Consider the following 21,355-nt stretch of genomic DNA (forward strand, 5'->3'; position numbering starts at 1 on the left):
AGACTCCAGGGGGATCTCGCTCAGGCCGTCAGTCAGGCGGACAGCCTCTGTCGTTGTTGCTGCCAAAATCGTCCCAATCCGTTGCGGACGCGCGTGACGTCCTGCGCAGTTCCGAGAAGCTCGAAGGCGTACAGGTACGGGACGTCGCACTTGGCGGCGATGATGTCCCCGGTGATGCAGTACGCAGCCCCGAAGTTGGTGTTCCCCGCGGCGATGACGCCACGGATGAGCGACCGGTTGTGCTCGTCGTTGAGGAACTTCCTCACCTGCCGCGGAACGGCCCCGCCCTCGTTGCCGCCACCGTAGGTGGGGGCCATGAGGACGTAGGGCTCGTCCACGTGCAGAAAGCCGTCCGCTGGGCGCAGCGGGATCCGGTGCACCGGCATCCCCAGCTCGTCGAGAGCGAGCTTCTCGACGAACCGGTGCGTGTTCTCCGACACGCTGGAGAAGTAGACGAGAGAACCCACGTCACGCCTCCTTGCCGACGTTGCTGTGGTGCTGGTCAGGCCGAGGCGGCCTGAAGCGCGGCGACCGCGCTGATCTGGTCGGGGCGAAAGCCCGACCAGTGGGTGTCGCCGGCCACCACGACCGGCGCCTGGAGGTACCCGAGGCCGCGGACCATCTCCAGTGCCTCGGCGTCCTGCGTGATGTCGACGACCGTGTACTCGACACCCTTGCGATCCAGTGCCCGGTACGTCGCGTCGCACTGGACGCATGCCGGCTTGCTGTAGACAGTGACGCTCATGTCCGCCTCCTCTGACCTCGAAGGACACCCGTGAACTTACACCGATGTGCTTTGCTTGCGGGTCTGCGTCTCCCGCTGCACCAAACACTACACCTAGTGTCTGACACTCGCTCGCTTACGACATGTTGTGGTTGGTGACGTGCGGAGCACCATGCCCGACCGGTCACCCGGCCCCGGCGCGACGCTCACGGACCATGCTGCCACGAGCCTCTGACACCGCCTGGTAGGCCGCACGCAAGGCTTCGCGCGGCCCGCCCGGACGGGCTCGGCGAGGGCCGAGAAAGGGCACCTCACACGCCCCGAACAGGGTCCGCGAGACCCGAAAAAGTGATCTGAGTCAGCGGCGTGTCGCGACCGTTGGGCGTGTCTCGCGCGCCGGGAAGAGCACCCGGGAGACCCCGGGGGCAGGTATGGGGGCAGGCGCGGTGATCCGCGTCACAGGACGTGCCAGCCGACGCCGTCGTGGCCGCCGGGGATCTCCACGTCCGGGTCGTAGGGGGCTCTGGTGAAGCAGAACGTCCCGAGGTCGAGCGCGACGACCCGCCCACCCCGCTCCACGCGCCGGAGCGTCTCGCCCTGCCAGTACCCGGCGGTCACGCCGACCCAGGTGCCTGGCACCTCGCCCGGCGCGAACTCCATGCTCCGCCGGCCCGCTGACCCGCTCAGCACGAGCCGGCCGCCCTCGGCGCGCAGCGTGTACGGCGCCGGGCCCCAGTACCAGGTCCCGGTGAGCGCGGCGGCCCAGGGGCCGACGTCGGCGCGCCCACCCGCGCGCGGCCCGGCGGCATCCGACCGCCCCGCGACGGCCGAGCCCGCAACATCCGACCCGACGGCCCCCAACCCCGCAGCACCCGGCCCACCAACACCCGGCCGCACACCACCCGGCTCGCCGGCACCCCGCGCCCGCCGCAGCACCGCGAGCAGCGGTATGCCCTCGACCATCCCCGCGGTGCTCGACCCGCAGACGGCCACGGCGTCACCCGTCTCGAGGTCGATCCGCAGGTCCGCGGTGAACCCGGGCACCGATCCGGAGTGGCCCACCGTGCGCACCGTGATCGCCTCGGCGCCCCACGGCGCGCCTCCACCCCCGGGCACGCCCCCACTTCCGGGCACGCCCCCGCCTCCTGCGGGCACCACCCCGGGATCCAGCAGGTCCTTGCGGACCCGGACCCCCAGGCCGTACGCGCCGGTCCAGGCCGGGCCCGGCTCGTCCACGACCACGCGGGGCGCCGTCATGAGCCGGCGGGCGGCGGGCGGCAGCACGGCGTCACCCGTCGCGCCGAGGGTGTCGTTGCAGGTCAGCCACATCCCGAACCGCACGAGGTCCGACGGCGTGGACCACAGCTCCCCGGCCGCGCCGAGGGCCAGGTACTCGGCGACCGGCTCGACGTGCACCAGGTCGGCGTGCGGGTGCACCGCGTACCCGGTCACGTACCGCCCGACGGGCACCCGGCCGGTCGCCGTCATGCCGAGCGGGGCCCACAGCTCGTCGCGCAGCGCGTCGTCCCAGGCGCGACCGCGCGCCTGCTCCACGAGGCGGCCCAGCACGGCGTAGCCCACGTTCGAGTAGTGGTACCAGGTCCCGGGCGCGCGGAGCTGGGGCGGGGCCGACGCCACGAGCTGCTCCCAGGTCGGGCCGCCCGCCCGCTCCCACCACGCACCCGGCGGCTCAGCGGGCAGGCCGCTGCTGTGGCTCAGGAGCTCCGCCACCGTCGCGTCTGCCGCGGGGGCGTCGGGCAGGTGCGCGCCGATCGGGTCGTGCAGCGCGACCTTGCCCTCCTCGACGAGGCGCATGACCACGACGGCGAGCATCGTCTTGGTGATCGACCCGATGCGGAAGGCGTGCTCGGGCGTCGGGTCGCCGTCCGTGCCTGCGAGCGCCGGTGCGCCCGCCGCGCCGGCCCAGGCCACCTCGCCGCCGCGGCCGACAGCCGCGGACAGGGCCGGGACCCGCGCGGCCACGCGCAGGTCGCCCAGCACACCGCTCAGGACTGCGGCCAGCGACTCGTCGAGCTCCGTCATGGGCAGCGTCATGGGCAGCGTCATGGGCAGAAGGTAACCACGGGTCAGCCCTAGCCGGCCGGCGACACCTCGTCGACACCGGGCAGGGTGTTCGTCGTCGCCAGGCGCCGGTACCAGTGCGCCGAGTCCTTCCAGGTGCGCTCCAGCGTGTCGTAGTCCACGCGGATGATGCCGAACCGCCGGTCGTACCCGTAGGCCCACTCGAAGTTGTCGAGCAGCGACCACGCGAAGTACCCGCGCACGTCCACGCCCTGGTCCCGGGCGAGCCCCAGCGCCTCGACGTGGTCGTGCAGGTACGCGACGCGCTCGACGTCGTGCACGCGCGCCACGCCGTCCTCGACCACCACGGTGTCGGCGAACGCCGCGCCGTTCTCGGTGACCATGAGCGGCTGGTCCGGGTAGGTCTTGTGCAGCGAGACCAGCAGGTCCGTGAGGCCGGCGGGCTCGATGTTCCAGCCCATGGCCGTGTACGGGCCGGGCTGCGGCAGGAACTCGACGTCGTCGGCCGCGATCCACGGGGTGCCCGCGGAGTCCTTGTGGCCGTCGGCCTGCTGCCGCTCGCCCTCGCCCGAGAAGTGCCGCACGCGCGCCGTCGAGTAGTAGTTGACGCCCAGCACGTCCAGCGGCTGCTTGGTGATCTCCAGGTCGCCGTCCTGCACGAACGACCAGTCCGTGACCGACGCCGTGTTCTCCAGCAGGTCAGCCGGGTACGCGCCCTCCAGGACCGGGCCGAGGAAGGCCCGGTTGGCCAGCGCGTCGACCTTGCGCACGGCGGCCTGATCGACCGCGGACGACGGGTCGTCCGGCCGGAAGACGTGCAGGTTCAGCGTGATCGAGGTCTTCGCTGCGTCGCCGAGCACCTCGCGGATCTGCTGGACCGCCAGGCCGTGCGCCAGGTTGAGGTGGTGCACCGCCTGCAGTGCCGCCAGGGGCTCGGTGCGGCCCGGCGCGTGCACGCCCGAGCCGTAGCCCAGGTACGCCGTGCACCACGGCTCGTTGAGCGTGGTCCAGACGTCGATCCGGTCGCCCAGCTCCTCGGCCATCCTGCGGGCGTACCGCGCGAAGGCGTAGGCGGTCTCGCGGTTGGTCCAGCCGCCGGCGTCCTCCAGCTCCTGCGGGAGGTCCCAGTGGTAGAGCGTGACCACGGGCTTCACACCCGCGGCGATGAGCCCGTCCACGAGGTCCGAGTAGAACCGGATGCCCTCGGCGTTGAACTCGCCGGACCCGCCCGGCTGCACCCGCGGCCACGCGATCGAGAACCGGTAGGCGCCAAGGCCCAGGTTCTTGATGTGCTCGACGTCCTCCTGCCAGCGGTGGAAGTGGTCGTCGGCGACGTCGCCCGTGTCACCGTTCAGCGTCCGGCCCGGCGTGTGCGAGAACGTGTCCCAGATGGACGGGCCGCGCCCGCCCTCGGTCGCACCGCCCTCGATCTGGTACGACGCGGTCGCCGATCCCCAGAGGAAATCGTCGGGGAACTTCCGTGCACTCACAGTGCCACCTCTCCCGGGCCGGTGGCCCGAACGGTCTTGCCTTCGTTCTCGACGCTCCACTCACCGGGAGCGTCGGCACTGGTCACGTGCACGACGCCGGACGCGTACCGCACACGGAACGTCGCAGGGGCGCCCGTGCCACCGGGGACCAGGATCTCTTCGTCGAACCCTTCGGGCAGACGGGTGCAGCGTAACGTCACGCCCTCGGCCCACGCGTAGTCGGGCCGGTCGTCACGGGCGCCGACGGGCAGCACCGTGCCCGGGCGCACGAGCACCGGCAGGGTGTCGAAGCCGTGCTCCTCGGTGACCCAGCGCGACCCGGTGACGGTCGAGGCCAGGCCGGGCGCGACGACGTCGGGCAGCCGGGTCCACTCCCCCTCCGGGAGGTAGTACTCGACGCTAGACTCGTCGAACACTGGCGCCACCAGCAGCGACGGCCCCAGCAGGTACTGCGTGTCGACGGCGGCCGCCGTCCGGTCGCCGGGGAACTCCAGCACCATGGGGCGCATGACGGGCGTGCCCTCCTCGGCGGCCACGTGACCGAGCCGACCGAGGTACGGCATGAGCCGCAGCTTCAGCTTCGTGAACTTCCGGGTGACGTCCACCGCCTCGTCGTCGAACGCCCACGGCACGCGGTAGGAGCTGGACCCGTGCAGCCGCGAGTGCGAGGACAGCAGGCCGAACGCGGCCCAGCGCTTGAAGACGGCCGGGTCGGGCGTGCCCTCGAAACCGCCGATGTCGTGGCTCCAGTAGCCGAACCCGGACAGCGACAGCGACAGGCCGCCGCGCAGGGACTCGGCCATGGAGACGAACGTGGACTCGCAGTCGCCGCCCCAGTGCACGGGGAACTGCTGCGTGCCCGCCGTCGCCGAGCGGGCGAACAGGACGGCCTCGCCGCGCCCGCGCTCGGTCTCGAGCAGCTCGAACACCGTCTGGTTGTAGAGCGACGCGTAGTAGTTGTGCATGCGCTGCGGGTCGGACCCGTCGTGCCAGACGACGTCGGTGGGGATGCGCTCGCCGAAGTCCGTCTTGAAGCAGTCCACGCCCTGGTCCAGCAGCACGCGCAGCTTGTCCTGGTACCACGCGGCGGCCTCGGGGTTGGTGAAGTCCACCAGCCCCATGCCGGCCTGCCACTTGTCCCACTGCCAGACGTCGCCGTGGGCCGTCGTGACCAGGTAGCCCTTCTCCGCGCCCTCCTTGAACAGGTGGGAGCGCTGGGCGATGTACGGGTTGATCCAGACGCAGACCTTCAGCCCGCGCTCGTGCAGGCGGGCGAGCATGCCCTCCGGGTCCGGGAACGTGGCCGGGTCCCACACGAAGTCGCACCAGTGGAACTGCCGCATCCAGAAGCAGTCGAAGTGGAAAACCGACAGCGGGATGTCCCGCTCGGCCATGCCGTCGATGAAGCTGTTGACGGTCTCCTCGTCGTAGCTCGTGGTGAACGACGTCGACAGCCACAGCCCGTACGACCAGGCCGGGACGACGGCGGGCCGCCCGGTCAGGGCCGTGTACCGGCGCAGGATCTCGGCCGGCGTCGGCCCGTGGATCACGTAGTACTGGAGCGACTGGCCCGGCACCGAGAACTGGGTGCGGCTGACCACCTCGGAGCCCACCTCGAACGACACCCGCTCGGGGTGGGCCACGAACACGCCGTAGCCGCGGTCGGTCAGGTAGAACGGCACGTTCTTGTACGCCTGCTCGCTGGCCGTGCCGCCGTCCTCGTTCCAGATGTCGACGCTCTGGCCGTTCTTGACGAACGCGCCGAACCGCTCGCCCAGCCCGTAGACGTGCTCGCCCACGCCGAGCGCGAGCTGCTCGTGCACGAAGTCGCCGTCCGGCGTGGTCGCGAGGCCCACGCTCCGGCTCAGCGACGAGGTGAGCACCTCGCCGTCGGCCACGAAGTCGACGTGCCACTCGCCGTCCGTGGCGACGCGGGCGGTGAGGCCGCCCGACGTCAGCTCGGCGAGGCCGTCGCCCAGCGTGGCGGGCGCCACGACCTTGACCGCACCCGGCTCCCGGTTGACCGCGAAGTGCGGGCCGGGGTCGCGGCGGCCCTGGTGGTGCTCGATGCGCACCCCGATGACGTCGTCCGCCGGGGCGTCGAACGTCACGGTCACGACCGGGCGGTTCAGGGTGTCGCCGCGCTTGGTGATCGGCGCGGTGGGCGCGTACACGGTCAGAGTGCCGTCGCCCGCCTCGACCGCGTCGATGTCGCGGGGGCGGAGCACCTCGACGCCCGGGCGGAGCTGCCAGTAGCCGTCGGTGAATCTCAAGGCTGGAACCTCACTCGTCTCGGGAGGGCGGAGGGGGACGGGTTCACGTGACCGTTCACTTGACCGCTCCCGCGGTCACGCCCCGGGTCAGGGTGCGCTGGAAGATCAGGAAGAAGATGACGGCGGGCACCAGCGACACGAGCGAGCCCGCGTTGATCGTCGGCGCATCCATCATGCGGTCGCCCTGCAGCGAGGCGAGGGCGATGGGGATGGTCTGGGTGTCGTTGCTGGTCAACATGACCAGCGGGATGAAGAACTCGTTCCAGGTCCAGATGAAGAAGAAGATCATCAGCACCGAGAGCGTGGGCCGCATGATCGGGAACACGACCTGCCAGAGGATGCGCCACCGGCTCGCGCCGTCCAGGGCGGCCGCCTCCAGCAGCGCGGGCGGGAACGTGCCCAGCACCGAGGACAGCAGGTACGTGCCGAACGCCGACTGGATGACGGTGAAGATGATGATCACCGACCACTGCGAGTTCGACAGGCCCACCGACTGCGCCATCGTGAACAGCGGGTAGATCAGGGCCTCCTGCGGCAGCATGTTCGCCAGCAGGAACAGCGTGACGATCCACAGCCGCCCCTTCACCCGGCCGATCCCGATCGCGTACGCGTTGAGCAGGGACAGCAGCGCCCCCAGCACGGCGACGACCGCCGAGATGAACACCGAGTTCCAGAGCTTCACCGGGAAGTCGACGCGCTCCCAGAAGGCCACCACCCCGTCGAGGTAGAGGCCCGACGGCAGGGACAGCGGCCCGTTGGCCGCGTAGTCCTGCGGCGACTTGAACGCGTTGAGCAGCATGATCCCGAACGGCGCGAGAATCGCGAACCCCACGAGCACCGCGGCGGCCAGCACCACCCACCGGCCGGCACCCCGCCGGTACCGGGAGTCGACGCCGGTGCGCCGCACCTCGGGCGGGCGTGCCTCGGACGTCCGTGCCCCAGACGTCCGTACTCCTGTGGCGACCGCCATGTCAGATCCCCTCCCGCTCACGACGTTCCGCCCGGCTCTGCAGGCCGAGGATGACGACGGCCACCACGACGATCACGAGCGTGAGCACCGTCGCGATCGCCGACCCGTACCCGACCTGCGACTTGTCGAAGAAGTTCAGGTACGAGTAGTAGCTCGGCACCAGGGTCGAGCTCTCGGGGCCGCCGCGGGTCAGCACGTAGATGGGCCCGAACACCTTGAGCGCCGCCACCGTGCAGGTCAGCGTGACCACGAACGTCTCGGGCCGGATCTGGGGCACCGTGATGGCCCGGAACCGCTCCCACCAGCCGGCGCCGTCGAGCTCCGCGGCCTCGTAGAGCTCCGGGTCCACGCGCTGCAGCGCAGCCATGAAGATGACGACGGGGTAGCCGATCTGCACCCAGATCAGCACGAGCATCACCGAGGGCAGCGCCGTGTCCGGGTCGCCGAGCCAGTTGGGCGGCGTCTCGACGCCGATCCCGCGCAGGATCACGTTGAGCGCGCCGGTCTGGGAGTTCAGGATCCAGTTCCACAGCACGCCCGCCACGGCGACGGGCAGGATCTGCGGCAGGTAGTAGGTGGCCCGCAGCACCGACGAGACCCGCTCGCCGAACCGCCGTCCGAGGTAGTCGAACAGCACCGCTGCGAGCACCAGGCCGAGCAGCGTTGGCACCAGCACCATCGCGACGATCATCGCCAGCGAGTTGCCGAACGACGTCCAGAACCTGTCGTCGCCCAGCAGGTCCACGTAGTTGCCCAGCCCGTTCCAGCGCAGCGGCGCCATACCGCCGCGCCACTTGAACAGGCTGAAGTAGACGTTGGTCAGGAGCGGGTACCCGATCACCACCGCGAACGCGGCCACGCCCGGCAGCAGGTAGGGCAGGTACGCCACCCACTCCGGCCGACGACGGCGCGTCCCGCGCGGGGCCCGCGGGCGCTGGTCCGCCCGCGAGCCCCGGCCGGTCAGAGTGGTGTCAGCCATCGAGCAGGTCGGCCTTGCCCTCGTCGTACGAGCTCTGCAGCCCGTCGAGCACCTCGTCCGGCGTCTTGGACCGGTTGACCAGGGACTGCAGCTCGCTGACGATCACGTCGTAGTAGCCGGCCACCGGCCAGTCCGGGTAGAACGCGAGGCCGTCCTCGTCGAGGATCGCCTGGAAGTTCTCCGTGAGCTCGCGCGTACGCTCGTCCTTGATCACCGAGGCGTCGCCGGCCACCGGTAGGCCGCCCTCCTCGGCGAGCACGTTCTGCACCTCGGGCCGCAGCGTGATGTCGATGAACTCCTCGGCGAGGCTCGGCGAGTCGGCGTTCGTGGGGACCACCCAGAGGTTGCCCGACGAGCCGGTGTGCAGCGTGTTCCCTGGGAAGTTGAACTGGCCCCAGTCGGCCTCGACCTCCGTGGCCAGGCGGCCGAACCACCACGAGCCGCTGACCATGATCGGGTAGGTGCCGTCGATGAACGAGACGCCCATGTCCTCGGCCGTGAGCGCCGCCGAGTCCGCCGCGATGTAGCCCTTCTCGATCCACTCGTCGAGCTTCTCGGTGGCCTGGGTCATCGCCTCGTTGTGGAAGTCGACGTCGTTGGCGAAGAGCTGGTAGTCGTCCACCAGGGCGCGGTCGCCGTAGGCGAGCACGAGCTCGTACCAGAGCTGGCCCAGCGGGTACTCGGCGCCGGCCTCGGCCAGCGGCGTGATGCCCTCGTCCTTGAAGGCGGCCAGCACGTCCTCGAACTCGTCGAGCGTGGTGGGCACCTCCAGGTCGTGCTCGGCGAACATGTCCTTGTTGTAGTAGACGCCCACGAACTCGCCGTAGTTCGGCACCCCGTACCAGTCGCCGGAGCCCATCAGCCCCCGCTCGTCGTACGTCGCGGTGGTCGCCAGCGAGCCGGACAGCTTCTCGTCCCAGCCGCGCTCGGTCGCGGCATCCGTCAGCGGGGCGATCAGGCCCTGCGCGGCGAGCTGGCCCGCCGTCGCGTTGCCCTTGTTGAACTCCATGACGTCGGGCACGTCGTCACCCGTGAGCACGATCTTGGCGTTCTTCTGGATCTGCTCGAACGTCTGCATCTCCAGGTCGACGGTGACGTCCGGGTTCTCCTCCTCGAAGATCTCGATGGCCTTGGCCCACGCCTTGCCCATCGCCGAGTCCTCGTTCTCGTAGTGCCAGATGGTCAGCGTGCTGTCGTCGGTGTCGCCACCGCCTGCGGGCTGGCCGGTGCAGCCGGCCAGCGCCAGGGCACCGGCCATCGCCGCCCCGACGACGGTCATCGTCCGCTTGTGCTTCATTGCATCTCTCCTTGTTCGCAGAGCCCGGCTCGGGGCTCATTGCTCGGCTTCGGCGGGCAGCAGCGCCGCCGCGTCGCTCGGTCCCTACGGTCACCTACCGCGATCGAACCCCTGCGTCGTGATCGTCGAAGCGTTTCAACACGCTAACCCCGCGCATACACTCATGTCCAGTGGCCTTTCTGGACAACAGGGCTAGGCTTCTGTCGAAGCGCTTCCCTACCATGCGGCACACTGGAGTGCCCGCCGCCCGTCAAGCGCACCACCTGCCACCGCACAGGACACGCTGCGGCACCGATCCGAGAGGAGCACCGTGGCTACGATCGACGATGTCGCCAAGGCGGCCGGGGTATCGACCTCGACCGTCTCGTACGTGCTGTCCGGCAAGCGGCCCATCTCCGCGCCGACGAGGGCCCGGGTCGAGCGCGCCATCGAGAAGCTCGGCTACCGGCCGCACGCCGGGGCGCGGGCGCTGGCCTCGTCCCGCACCAACGTCATCGCGCTCATGGCGCCCCTGCGCGTGGGCGTGAACGTGCCCGTCATCATGCAGTTCGTCACGGGCGTGGTCACCCGGGCGCGCGACTTCGGCCACGACGTCCTGCTGCTCACCCAGGACGACGTGAGCGGCCTCGACCGGGTGACCGGCGGCTCCATGGTGGACGCCCTGGTCATGATGGACATCGAGGCGGACGACCCGCGCGTGCCGCTCGTGGCCGCCGCCAAGCAGCCCACGGTGCTGATCGGCCTGCCGCAGGACCCGGAGGGGCTGAGCTGCGTCGATCTCGACTTCGAGGCGGCCGGCAGGCTCGCCGTCCGCCATCTCGCCAGGGACGGCCACACCGACATCGCGCTCATCGGCTCGCCGCCCGAGGTCCTGCGGCGGCACACCTCCTATGCCGAGCGGCTGATGCGCGGGCTGCGCGACCAGGCCAAGGCCTCCGACGTGACGGTCAAGGTGGAGGCGTGCGACACCACGCCCGCCGGCGCGTCGGAGGCCGTGGACACGCTGCTGGCGACCGCGCCGGAGACCACGGGGATCATCGTGCACAACGAGGCGGCGCTCCCCCACGTCCTGGCCCGCCTGGCCGACCGCGGCAGGGTGGTCGGCGCCGACATGTCCGTGGTCGCGGTGTGCCCCACCGACGTGGCCCTCTCCCAGCGCATCCCGATGACCAGCATCGACCTGCCCGCCGAGGACATCGGCAAGGTCGCCGTCGACATGGTCATGGCCCGCCTCGAGGGAGATCACCCGTCCGAGACCAGGCTCCTCGCTCCTGTGCTCACCGAGCGGGAGAGCTCGGCGCACGGGCCCGCCGCCGTCGTCGAGTGACGGCGGCGGGCTCACTGCGCCGGTCACACCCGGCTCACCCCGTCGCTCATCCCTTGATGGCCCCGAAGATCACGCCCTTCGTGAAGTGCCGCTGCACCATGGGGTACACCACGAGGATCGGGATGATCGCCAGCACCATCACCGCCATCTTCACGGGCAGGCCGGTCACCGCGCCGTCGTCGACGTCGACCTGGCCCACCCCGCTGCCCGGCAGCGTCACCCCCTGCAGCACGTAGGACCGCAGCACGAGCTGCAGCGGCCACTTCGCGTTGTCGTTGATGTAGAGCATCGCGTTGAAGAACGCGTTCCAGTAGCCGACGCCGTAGAACAGCGCGACCACCGCCACCACGGCCTTCGACATGGGCAGCACGATCTGCCCCAGGATGCGCCAGTCCCCCGCGCCGTCGATCCGGGCCGCCTCCGTGATGGACCGGTCGATGCCCATGAAGAACGCCCGCAGGATCAGCACGTTGAACGCGCTCACGGCCCCCGGCAGGATGAGCGACCAGTAGCTGTCGATCAGCCCCAGGTTGCTCACCAGCAGGTAGGTCGGGATCAGCCCCGCACCGAAGAACATGGTGATGAGAAAGACGAACAGGATGGGCCGGTGGGCGAACGAGCCCGGCCGGCTCAGCCCGTACGCCGCCAGCACGGACACCGTGGTGGAGAGCACCGTGCCGACCGCGGTGATCCCGATGCTCACGATGGTGGCTCGCGTGACGATCCCGCCGGACAGGATCTGGGTATAGGCGGCCAGCGACAGGTCGCCGGGAACCGTGACCATGCCCCCGGACCGGGTGATGTCCGCCTGCGTGGAGAGGCTGGTGAGGACCACCGTGTACAGGGGGTACAGCACGGTGCCCACGATGAGCAGCAGCGCCACCCCCTTGACGAGCAGCCCCAGCGGGCTGGGGTCCTCCTCCCAGACCGGGCGGTTCTTGCCGCGCAGCAGGGCGCGGTACCGCGCGGAGCGCGTGGACGGCCGCGGTGTCGGCGGCGTCGGCGTCTGCTTCTCGGTGTGAGTTGTCATGCCTTCTGATACACCCCCGCCTCGCCCACGAGATGGGCGAGCTTGTTGGCCCCGAGCACCAGGGCGAGCGAGACCAGGCCCTTGACGAGCCCGGCGGCGGCCGCGAAGGCCCAGTCACCGTTGACGACGCCCTGGTAGTACACGAACGTGTCGAGCACCTCCGCGACGTCGGTCCCGACGGCGCCGCGCTGGAGGATGAGCTGCTCGAACCCGACGGTGAGGGCGTCGCCCAGCCGCAGGATCAGGAGCAGGATGATCACCGGCCGCAGCGCCGGGAGGGTGACGTGCCACATGCGGCGCCACCGGCCCGCGCCGTCCACCACGGAGGCCTCGTAGAGCTGCGGGTCCACCGTGGCCAGCGCCGCGAGGAAGATGATGATCCCCCAGCCGGCGTCCTTCCAGACGGACTGCGCCGTGATGAGCAGCAGGAACGTGTCCGGGTTGGTCATCAGGTCGAAGCCCTCGTACCCCGCCTCCCGCAGCCGGCTCGCCACCATCCCGGCCCCGCCGAAGATCTGCTGGAAGATCGTCACGACGATCACCCAGGAGAAGAAGTGCGGCAGGTACACGATCGACTGGATGGTGGTGCGCACGGTCGGCGACAGCACGCTGTTCAGGAGCAGCGCCAGCGCGATCGGCACCGGGAAGAAGAACACGAGCTGGAACGCGGTGATGGTCAGCGTGTTCAGCACGGCGTCGAGGAACAGCGGGTTGGTGAAGATGCGTTCGAAGTTGGCCCAGCCGATGAACGGGCTCTGGAGGACCCCGACGTACGGCGAGTAGTCCTGCCAGGCCACCACGTTGCCGAGCATCGGCACGTAGGCGAACACCGCGAGGAGCAGCACCGCGGGGGCCACCATGATCAGCAGCGAGCGATCCCGCTTCAGCCGCGTGGTCCACGGCACCTTGTGGGGCGGCGGGCTGCTCGCGGACGACGGCGTGCCGGACGACGGCGGGCCCGACGACGGCCGGCCGGACGACGCGCGCGACGAGGTGCTCACCGGGGAGGTCGCGGCGCTCACTTGTTGTCCAGGATTTCCTGGTAGAACGCGCGCAGCTCGTCACCACCGGAGCTCTTCCACGTGGCGACCGCCTCGTCGAGGTCGGCCATGGTCTTGCGTCCGCGTGCGATGTCCTTCTCGAGAGCCTCGAACGGCGCCTTGAGCGCGGCGAACTGGGCCGGCTCGGAGATCTGCATGCCGTAGAACAGGTCCTCGGCCAGGTACTGCGCGGCCTCGGCATGCCAGGTGCAGAACGCCTCGACGTAGTCGGGGTACTGCACCTTCGCGTTCACCACCGGCGGGTCCACGAGGAAGACGTAGGTCCCAGCCACCTCCGAGGCGGCCCGGTCGGTCGGAGCCGGTAGGCCGTTCTCGTCGAGCTCGTAGTGCGTGCCCTCCACGCCGAAGTTGATCAGGTTGAACTCCGTGGTGCCGAACGGCGAGGCCAGGAAGTCCGCCACCGCGAGCAGCTCCTCGATCTTGGCCGTGTCGTCGTTCTTCTTGAGGAACGAGAAGATGTTGGCCGGGCTTCCCTTCCACAGCACCGGGTCCCCGCCGTCGGCCGCGAAGATGGGGAACGGGCGCATGTCGAAGTCCGGGTTCACGCCCTTCATCCGGTCCAGCGCCTCAGGCCAGGCACCCACGCCGTCGGCGGCGATCAGGGAGTTGCCGGCCTCGAAGTTCGGCTTGCCCGCCTCCGGGCGGTCCGCCACGGCGTCGGGGTGCACGGCGCCCGATGCGTACAGCTTGGTCTGCCACTCCAGCGCGGCCCGGTACTCCTCGGTCTCGATGCGGTGGATCAGCTTGCCGGCGTCGTCCTGCTTCCAGCGGTCCGCCGGCGTCACCGCGAACATCATGTTCGCCGCGAGCCACAGGTCGTTCGCGCCCCAGCGCTTCTTGCTCGGGTCGGTGACCTCCTTGGCCAAGTCGAGCAGGTCCTCGGCGGTGGTGGGCGCCGCCTCGATGCCCAGCTCGGCGAAGATGTCCGCCCGGTAGAAGATGGCCTGGCCCACGACCTCGCCCGGGAACGGCAGGCCATAGAGCTTGTCGTTGAACGTGCAGATCCGCCACGCGTCGGTCGGGATGTTGGCGAGGTTCTTGTACTTCTTCACCTTGTCGCCGGCCAGGAACGGCGTGAGGTCCTGGAACAGGGCCTCGACGGCCTGCGGGAACCGCGGCGGGACGTTCCAGCTGGGCACGCACACCCAGTCGGGCAGGTCCTTGGCCGACGCGAGCACGGCGGCGAGCTTGTCGCCGTAGGTGTTCCCGTCCGAGATCTGGAACTTGACGGTGGTCCCGATCGCCTCGTTCACGGCGTCGAAGTACGCGTTGCCCTCCGTGGACGGGATGGTGGTCCACAGCGGCGTCATCGCCGTGTAGGTGCCGCCCGAGCCCGGCGGGGTGTCGAACACGGTGACCAGCTTCTCGGGCATGGTGACGTAGCCCGGGGTGGAGCCGTTGACGCTGGGGAAGTCGGGCTTCGCGTACTCCACCGGGACGTAGGCGGGCAGGTGACCGGCGGTCACCTTTCCGGGGGCGGCCGCGGGACCACCGCCGCCGGTGGTGCAGGCGGTGAGCAGGGACGGTACGCCGGCGACGGCGGCACCGACCGCCAGGAAGCTGAGGAACGACCGCCGGTTGATCCCGCCGGTGAGCTGCGATGCTGTCATGGCCTTCACTCCTTCGTGGGCAGCGCGGCACCTCGGCGTGCCGCGGTGACGGAGATCTATCGCCTACTACGTCGAAGCGCTTCGACCCCCATCGGCATACGAACACTAGAGCAAGGCCCCGAGGCGAGGCAATGGTCGTCAAGTTTTTTGCCTGGCCTGATCCAAGATGCCTGGACCTAGCTCTTGACAGGGATGTCTGTCGCCGCTTCCCTGGTCGAAGCGCTTCACCTTGATCGGGAAGCGCTCCGACCACAGTGCGCAACGAAGGGCACTCTCGATGAAGAGACTCTGGTCCATCTTGTCCGCTCTGGCCGCTGGGGTGGCGCTCACCGCGAGCGTCGCCGTCCCCGGCTCGGCCGTACCCCTGAAGAACGCCGTATCCCTGAAGAACGCCGTACCCCCGAAGAAGGCCGCGGCCCTCCCCGCACGCCACCGCCTGCTCCAGACCAGCCCCTTGTCACCAGACCCGAGGAGAGCAGCATGAAACGACGCACCTTCCTCGCCGGGGTCGGCGCGGCCGCGGTCGCGATCAGCCTCCCGACCACGCCGGCGCAGGCCAAGGCCCACGGGCCCGGCGCGTGCGCCTACACCTGGAAGAATGTCGTGGTCAACTGCGGCGGGTTCGTGCCAGGCATCCTCTTCAACGAGACCGAGCCGAACCTCATCTACGCCCGCACCGACGTCGCCGGCGCCTTCCGGTGGCAGCAGGACACCCGGACCTGGAAGCAGTTGCTCGACTGGGTCCCCCGCTCCAGGTGGGGCTACCAGGGCGTGGTCTCCATGGCGACCGACCCGGTCGAGACCAACCGCGTCTACGCCGCCGTCGGCACCTACACCATCAGCTGGGAAGCGAACAACGGCGCGATACTCTACTCCGACGACAAGGGCGATACCTGGGGCATCGCCGAGCTGCCGTTCAAGCAGGGCGGCAACATGCCGGGCCGCGGTATGGGCGAGCGCCTGGTCGTCAACCCGACCGACAACGCCGAGCTCTACCTCGGCGCACCCAGCGGCAACGGCCTCTGGCGCTCGAAGGACTACGGCCGCACCTGGGGCAAGGTGCAGAACTTCCCCAACGTCGGCAACTTCGTCATCGACCCGGGCAACGAGTACCTGTCCGACAACCAGGGCGTCCTCTGGATCGACTTCGACCAGCTCGGCGGCAAGATCTATGTGGGCGTGGCCGACCCCGCGGACCCGCTCTACGTCTCCTCCGACGGCGCCGCGACCTGGCAGGCCGTCCCTGGCGCGGCCGAGGCGCTCGGTTCGGTCGACGGGAACCGCACCATCCCCAAGCAGTCCGCCGTGGACAACACCAATGGTTACCTCTACGTCATCACCAGCCATGACCCTGGCCCCTACAACGGCGCGCCCGCCACGGGCAACGGCGGCAAGATCATGCGCCTGGCGACGCAGACCGGTGAGTGGACCGACGTCACCCCGGCCTACAACCCGCGCGGGGTCATCCCGGGCTTCGGCGCCGTCACCGTCGACCGCCGGAACCCCGGCACGCTCATGGCGTCCACCTGCAACAACTGGTATCCCGACGAGATCCTGTACCGCTCCACCGACTCCGGCGCCACCTGGTCGATCAGCTGGGACTACGCCGAGGGACAGGACCGCCACGACCGGTTCACCATGGACAGCTCGGGCTCCCCGTGGCTGGACTGGCGCGGCACCGACCAGGGGCCCGCGTATGCGGTCAAGCACGGCTGGATGATCGAGGGCCTGTCGATCGACCCGCACAACTCCGACCGTGTCATGTGGGGCACCGGCGCGACCATCTGGGGCACCGAGTCCCTGACGCAGTGGGACGCTCAGGGCGAGCTGATCGGCCAGGACGAGGCCGGTCAGCGCGTGGCCCTGCCGGTCGAGCAGTTCACCGTCGGGGTGCGCGCCGAGGGCATCGAGATGACCTGGGTCCGCGACCTCGCCGCACTGGGCGGGACCCTCGTCTCGGCCATGGGCGATGTCAACGGGTTCGTCCACACCGACCTGGGCCGGGCCGAGCGGATGTTCCGCGCGGACTGGGGCGGCACCAGCCTCGACTACGCCGCCGCCGACCCGGACGTCATCGTCGGCAGCGGCGACGTGGGCGGCGCGACCTCCAGCCAGGTCACCGTCTCCACCGACCGCGGTGCGACCTGGCAGGACGCGACGCGACCCGACGGCCTCCCGGGCAACAGCGGCGGTACCGTCGCGATCGCCGCCGACGCCTCGGCGATCGTGTGGTCCCCCGCCAACACCACCGTCACCCCGTTCCACAGCAGCGACCTCGGCACGACGTGGAACCCGGTCCAGGGCCTCCCGGCCGGGGCAAGGGTCCGGTCCGACCGCGTCGACCCCGCGAACGTGTACGCCTACTCCGGCGGCAGGTTCTACCGCAGCGCCGACGGCGGCAGGACCTTCGCCGACACCGGAGCGACCGGTCTGCCCGACGACGGCGTCGACGACTTCCGCGTAGCACCCGGCAAGCGGGACCACGTCTGGCTCGGCGGCCGCAGCGAGAAGGCGGGCGCGGTCACCGGCCTGTGGCGTTCCAAGGACGGCGGCAGCACGTGGACGCGCATCGCCGGGGTCGACCTCGCCATCGGCGTCGGCTTCGGCAAGGCCGCCCCGCGAGCCGGTTACCCGGCGATCTACCTGGCGGGCACCGTTGCCGGTCAGGACGGCTTCTTCCGCTCGATCGACGGCGGCAGGAGCTGGCAGCGCATCAACGACGACAACCACCAGTGGGGCTTCGCCGGGTCCGCGATCACGGGCGATCCGCAGATCTACGGCCGCGTGTACATCTCAGCCCGCGGCATCGTCTACGGCGACATCGCCGGGTGACGAAACGGGCCGCCCCGCGAGACGCGGGGCGGCCTCCCGCCCGAAGGCCCGTGAACCCCGCGAACCAGCCGCCCGGCGGCCGCGTTCAGGCGGTTCGGGGAGTGGTCTCGATGAACTCGGCGTCGAACGCGCCGAGCGTGAAGCCGCCGTCGTGGCGGGTGTCGTTGAGCAGGCTCGTGACCTTGCCGGGCAGCTCGATCGGCTTCGGTTCTGCGTCGAGGTTGAGGTACAGCACGTGGTTGTCGTCGACCTGGCGCGCCATCACCCCTGCGGGCACGGCAGGCCCCCGTCGGAGGCCGAGCCGTTCGATCTCCGCGTCGAGCACCACGTCCAGTACCTCGCGGCGCGCGGGAAGCCCCACGTAGACCGCGCGTCCGGCACCGTATTCGTTCACCGTCACGATCGGGTAGTCGCGGTCGAGACCGGTCGTGGTGCCGAGAACCTGGGCGGTGCCGGGGTCGACGAGGTCGAACCGCGGTGCGGTGGTGGTGATGCGGTCGCCGCCGACCACGAGGTCGATGCCGTTGTCGCCGGAGTGCCCGCGTGCGAGCTCGTTGAGGAACTGCGGCTCCTCGTAGGACCCGACCCGGACGCCGAACACGTCGGCCAGGCGGCCGGGCCTGGTCGTGTCGAAGACCTGGCCGTTCGCGTCCAGGGTCGCCGAGTAGGAGGTCATGATCGCGGTGCCGCCGCGCTCGACGAATCCGCGGATCTTCGCGGCGGCGGCCTCGTCGAGCACGAGGACGCCGGGGACGATGAGGATCCGGTAGTCGAGCTCGCTGTGCGACAGGTCGACCACGCGGGCATCGACGTTGCGGTCGAGGACTGCCGCGAACGCGGTCTGCGCCTGCGCGTCGTGGGGTTCGGGGAAGGCGGCGGACGCGATCTGGCTGGGGAAGTCCAGCGCGATCGCGATCTCGGCCTGCGGCCGGTACGGGAAGTGCGCCCCGATCCTGGCGAACTCCTCGGCGATGCGGCGGTACTCGTCGAGCTTGCGGTTCGGGTGGCCGTCCCAGCCGACCATGCCCTGGAGGAACTGCTCTTCGCCGGCATGCATGGTCTGCCAGGTCCAGCCGCACACGAGCTGGTTGCCGAGCATGAGGGAGGCGTAGGCGGACTTGCGGATCGAGCCAGGTGTCGCGGTCATGGTGGTGAACTCGGTGCACCAGAACGGGTTCGTGTTCTCGTACTGGATGCGTGCGATGCCGAACAGGCGCCGCGCAGCCCGTCGTCGTCCAGGATGGAGTTGCCGGGGTAGAAGCCGTTGCCGCCCCGGGTGAGGCGCCCGGTGTAGGCGATCGGGGCGTAGTCGAAGTACCGCAGCGGGCTGTAGTACCACATGTTCGTGGTGGTCAGCACGCCCGGTGCAAGGGCGTCGACCACGTCGAGGAGCTCGGTCAGGTAGCCGTTCACCTCATCGGAGACGAACCGCCGGAAGTCGAGCACACGCTCGGGCGCGGCACCTCGGTAAGCGGGCGTCGGCAAGCCGACGTCCTCGAGATCGCCGATCCGGCGCGACCACCGGTGTCCGGCCCATGCCCGGTTCAACGTCTCAGGGGTCTCGTACTTCGCCCGCAGCCAGTCGATGAACCGGGCACGGACGGTCTCGGAGTAGGAGATCGGTCCGTCGCCGGGCTCGTTGTCGATGCCGAACGCGGCCAGCGCGGGGTGGGCGGCGTAGCGGCGCACGAGGCGCTCGGCGAAGCGCTTGGCGTGGGCGCGGAAGTGCGGGTCGCCGACGTCGTCCATGTACCGGTGGTTGGCGTACAGGCGGTTGCCGGCCGGGTCGACCACGTCGATCGAGGGGTGCTTGCGGTGCAGCCACAGCGGCGCGGGGCGCACCGCGATGTCCAGGATGACGCCGATACCGTTGTCGCGCATCAGGTCCATGCACTCGTCGAACCACTCGAAGCGGAACTCGCCGTCGGCCGGCTCGAAGGAGTCCCAGGCGAGGTGTCCCAGGCGCACGACCGTGATCCCGGCCTCGCGCATCATGGCCACGTCGCGGCGCCAGGTCGCGGGCTCGGAGTCGTGGGGGTGGTAGTTGGCGCCGACGAGCAGCCCGGTGGCCTGCGTGCCCGGTGCCAGCGAGGCGATGTCGTTGCGCGGTTGGTCGTTCACGGGTACTCCCTGGAACGCTGGATGGGGTATGCCGAGGCTGGAGCCTGGTATCGGGGAGGGGGTCAGTGGCGTGGTTCGGGCGTGTAGGCGAAGCGGATCAGGCGCGAGGGTTCCCCCGCTGCGCCGACGCCCAGGACGCGGCCCGTGAAGCCGGTTGCGACCTCGGTCGAGAGGTAGCGGCCGTCGAGGCGCGCCAGTACCGTGCCGCCCGCCGAGAGGACGAGGTCGTCGGGGCCGAGGCCGGTGCCGGTCCTCGCCTCGAACTCGACCGCAGCGATGCGCAGCACCACCGCCGCGCCGGCAGGGACTGCCACCGAGTCGAACTCGGTCCGGACATCGCCGACCTGTGCTTCGGCGCGCACCGTTCCGTTCTCGAGTCCGTTCTCGAGTCCGTTCTCGAGCACGAGGCCGTAGCGGTGCCGGTCGTCGACGCGGATCTCGAATCGGCCGGACCCTTCGAAGACCGCCTCGGCTTCCCAGCGAAGGTCCCTGACCCGGGTGCACAGCAGTCCGGGTGAGCCGTCGCGCGGGTCGCCCAGGTCGAGGCCGCCGCCCGAGCGGACAGCGGCGATGTTCGCGGGCTCGCTGAACGGCGCGACCCATCGGTGGTCGAGTTCCGGGTCGGTGAAGTCGTCCGCGAAGGCCGTGGTGTCGGGAGTGAACTCGTAGCGTCGCTCGTTGAACACGGGCCAGCCGTCGACCCAGTCGACGCCGGCGAGGAACGTCTCGCGGCCGAGGACGTGGAAGGACGGGGTCGACCCGTGCGGGCGTACTGCGAGGTAGACCGCGGCCCATTCGCCGGTGGCGGTCCGCACGAGGTCGGCGTGGCCGGTGTTCTGCACCGGGTGCGCCGTCGAGCGGTGGCTGAGCAGGGGGTTGTGCGGGCACGGCTCGTACGGGCCCTCGGGCCGGGCCGCGCGGGCGACGGTGACGCTGTGGCCGCGTTCGGTCCCGCCCTCGGCGAGGGTCAGGTACCAGTAGCCGCCGATGCGGTACAGGTGCGGCGCTTCGGGGTGAGCCATTCCGCTCCCCTGCCAGACCCGGTAGGGCTCGCCGTCGAGCTCGCCGGTCGTCACGTCGAGGCGGCCCTGCCACACGCCCCAGGCTCCGGAGAACGGGCCCTTCCAGGTCAGGTAGCAGGTGCCGTCCTCGTCCCAGGCGAGGTCGGGGTCGATGCCGACCGCGCGCGGGACGGACACCGGGTCGCTCCACGGCCCGGCCGGGTCCTCGGCGGTGACGATGATGATCTGATCCGTGTTGTCGCCGACGTTGGTGGTCACGAAGTAGAAGCGGCCGTCGTGGTGGCGCAGTGTCGACCCGTAGACCCCGCCGGAGGGGCGCCCGTCGCCGCGGGCGAACTGCTCGCGCCGGTCCAGGATGTTCCCGATCTGCTTCCAGGAAAGCAGGTCCCGGCTGTGGAAGATCGGCGCGCCCGGGAAGTACTCGAAGCTCGAATGGGCCAGGTAGTAGTCCTCGCCGACCCGGCAGACCGTCGGGTCGGGATAGAACCCGGAGACGATCGGATGCTCGGCAGCGGACACTCGGGATGCGGAAGTCATGGACAGGTCCTCTCGACGTGGCGAACTCGGGCTCTCATC

The 21,355-nt window shown here is 70.2% G+C and carries 16 protein-coding genes; 2 read left to right on the forward strand and 14 right to left on the reverse strand.

The annotated features are described in order from the left end of the window. Positions 1 to 32: 32 nt before the first annotated feature. The 8 genes from nrdI to AC0QU1_RS21735 all read right to left on the reverse strand — a co-directional run bounded on the left by nrdI (position 33) and on the right by AC0QU1_RS21735 (position 9,776). Positions 33 to 467 carry a class Ib ribonucleoside-diphosphate reductase assembly flavoprotein NrdI gene (gene nrdI, locus AC0QU1_RS21700; RefSeq protein WP_483572372.1) on the reverse strand — a complete coding sequence of 145 codons (435 nt, stop codon included), beginning with the start codon at positions 465 to 467 and terminating at the stop codon, positions 33 to 35. 35 nt (positions 468 to 502) lie between these two features. Next, complete coding sequence (nrdH, locus tag AC0QU1_RS21705) at positions 503 to 745, reverse strand: glutaredoxin-like protein NrdH (protein ID WP_020017613.1); 243 nt, start codon at positions 743 to 745, stop codon at positions 503 to 505. A 435-nt stretch (positions 746 to 1,180) separates the two neighbouring features. Beyond that, positions 1,181 to 2,791, reverse strand: coding sequence for a serine hydrolase domain-containing protein (locus AC0QU1_RS21710; RefSeq protein WP_483572373.1), 1,611 nt, complete (start codon positions 2,789 to 2,791; stop codon positions 1,181 to 1,183). A 26-nt stretch (positions 2,792 to 2,817) separates the two neighbouring features. Continuing rightward, the gene (locus tag AC0QU1_RS21715; protein WP_483572374.1) at positions 2,818 to 4,257 is read right to left on the reverse strand and encodes a GH1 family beta-glucosidase; all 1,440 of its coding nucleotides are present in this window, start codon (positions 4,255 to 4,257) and stop codon (positions 2,818 to 2,820) included. After that, on the reverse strand, positions 4,254 to 6,530 hold the full coding sequence (gene yicI, locus AC0QU1_RS21720; RefSeq protein WP_483572376.1) for an alpha-xylosidase: 2,277 nt from the start codon (positions 6,528 to 6,530) through the stop codon (positions 4,254 to 4,256). The genes AC0QU1_RS21715 and yicI overlap by 4 nt, the downstream gene beginning before the upstream one ends. 55 nt (positions 6,531 to 6,585) lie before the next feature. Next, on the reverse strand, positions 6,586 to 7,500 hold the full coding sequence (locus AC0QU1_RS21725; protein ID WP_483572378.1) for a carbohydrate ABC transporter permease: 915 nt from the start codon (positions 7,498 to 7,500) through the stop codon (positions 6,586 to 6,588). Between the two features lies 1 nt (position 7,501). Continuing rightward, complete coding sequence (locus AC0QU1_RS21730) at positions 7,502 to 8,479, reverse strand: carbohydrate ABC transporter permease (RefSeq protein WP_483572380.1); 978 nt, start codon at positions 8,477 to 8,479, stop codon at positions 7,502 to 7,504. Further along, complete coding sequence (locus AC0QU1_RS21735) at positions 8,472 to 9,776, reverse strand: ABC transporter substrate-binding protein (RefSeq protein WP_483572382.1); 1,305 nt, start codon at positions 9,774 to 9,776, stop codon at positions 8,472 to 8,474. Before AC0QU1_RS21735 ends, AC0QU1_RS21730 begins: the two co-directional genes overlap by 8 nt. Positions 9,777 to 10,086: 310 nt before the next feature. Here AC0QU1_RS21735 and AC0QU1_RS21740 point away from each other — a divergent pair, with 310 nt between their 5' ends. Next, positions 10,087 to 11,103 (forward strand): LacI family DNA-binding transcriptional regulator, encoded by a 1,017-nt coding sequence (locus tag AC0QU1_RS21740; RefSeq protein ID WP_483572383.1) that lies wholly within the window; start codon positions 10,087 to 10,089, stop codon positions 11,101 to 11,103. 46 nt (positions 11,104 to 11,149) lie between these two features. Here the strand turns inward: AC0QU1_RS21740 and AC0QU1_RS21745 are convergent, their stop codons facing one another. Genes AC0QU1_RS21745 through AC0QU1_RS21755 form a run of 3 tightly spaced genes read right to left on the reverse strand, consistent with a single transcriptional unit; the run spans position 11,150 to position 14,804 of the window. Then, entirely contained in the window at positions 11,150 to 12,133 is a 984-nt protein-coding gene (locus tag AC0QU1_RS21745; RefSeq protein ID WP_483572384.1) for a carbohydrate ABC transporter permease, read from the reverse strand. Continuing rightward, positions 12,130 to 13,155 carry an ABC transporter permease gene (locus AC0QU1_RS21750; protein WP_483572386.1) on the reverse strand — a complete coding sequence of 342 codons (1,026 nt, stop codon included), beginning with the start codon at positions 13,153 to 13,155 and terminating at the stop codon, positions 12,130 to 12,132. Before AC0QU1_RS21750 ends, AC0QU1_RS21745 begins: the two co-directional genes overlap by 4 nt. Next, complete coding sequence (locus AC0QU1_RS21755) at positions 13,152 to 14,804, reverse strand: type 2 periplasmic-binding domain-containing protein (RefSeq protein WP_483572387.1); 1,653 nt, start codon at positions 14,802 to 14,804, stop codon at positions 13,152 to 13,154. Before AC0QU1_RS21755 ends, AC0QU1_RS21750 begins: the two co-directional genes overlap by 4 nt. Positions 14,805 to 15,284: 480 nt before the next feature. Here AC0QU1_RS21755 and AC0QU1_RS21760 point away from each other — a divergent pair, with 480 nt between their 5' ends. Next, complete coding sequence (locus AC0QU1_RS21760) at positions 15,285 to 17,636, forward strand: WD40/YVTN/BNR-like repeat-containing protein (RefSeq protein WP_483572388.1); 2,352 nt, start codon at positions 15,285 to 15,287, stop codon at positions 17,634 to 17,636. Between the two features lie 85 nt (positions 17,637 to 17,721). On the opposite strand, the gene AC0QU1_RS21765 is transcribed toward AC0QU1_RS21760, so the two are convergent. The 3 genes from AC0QU1_RS21765 to AC0QU1_RS21775 form a co-directional block, all read right to left on the reverse strand. Continuing rightward, entirely contained in the window at positions 17,722 to 18,783 is a 1,062-nt protein-coding gene (locus AC0QU1_RS21765) for a beta-galactosidase (protein WP_483572390.1), read from the reverse strand. Then, the gene (locus AC0QU1_RS21770; protein ID WP_483572391.1) at positions 18,780 to 19,757 is read right to left on the reverse strand and encodes a beta-galactosidase; all 978 of its coding nucleotides are present in this window, start codon (positions 19,755 to 19,757) and stop codon (positions 18,780 to 18,782) included. The genes AC0QU1_RS21765 and AC0QU1_RS21770 overlap by 4 nt, the downstream gene beginning before the upstream one ends. 62 nt (positions 19,758 to 19,819) lie before the next feature. Then, positions 19,820 to 21,316: a glycoside hydrolase family 43 protein gene (locus tag AC0QU1_RS21775; protein ID WP_483572393.1), complete on the reverse strand. Its 1,497-nt coding sequence runs from the start codon at positions 21,314 to 21,316 to the stop codon at positions 19,820 to 19,822. Positions 21,317 to 21,355 lie beyond the last annotated feature (39 nt).

The sequence above is a fragment of the Promicromonospora noduliphila genome (assembly GCF_056951025.1).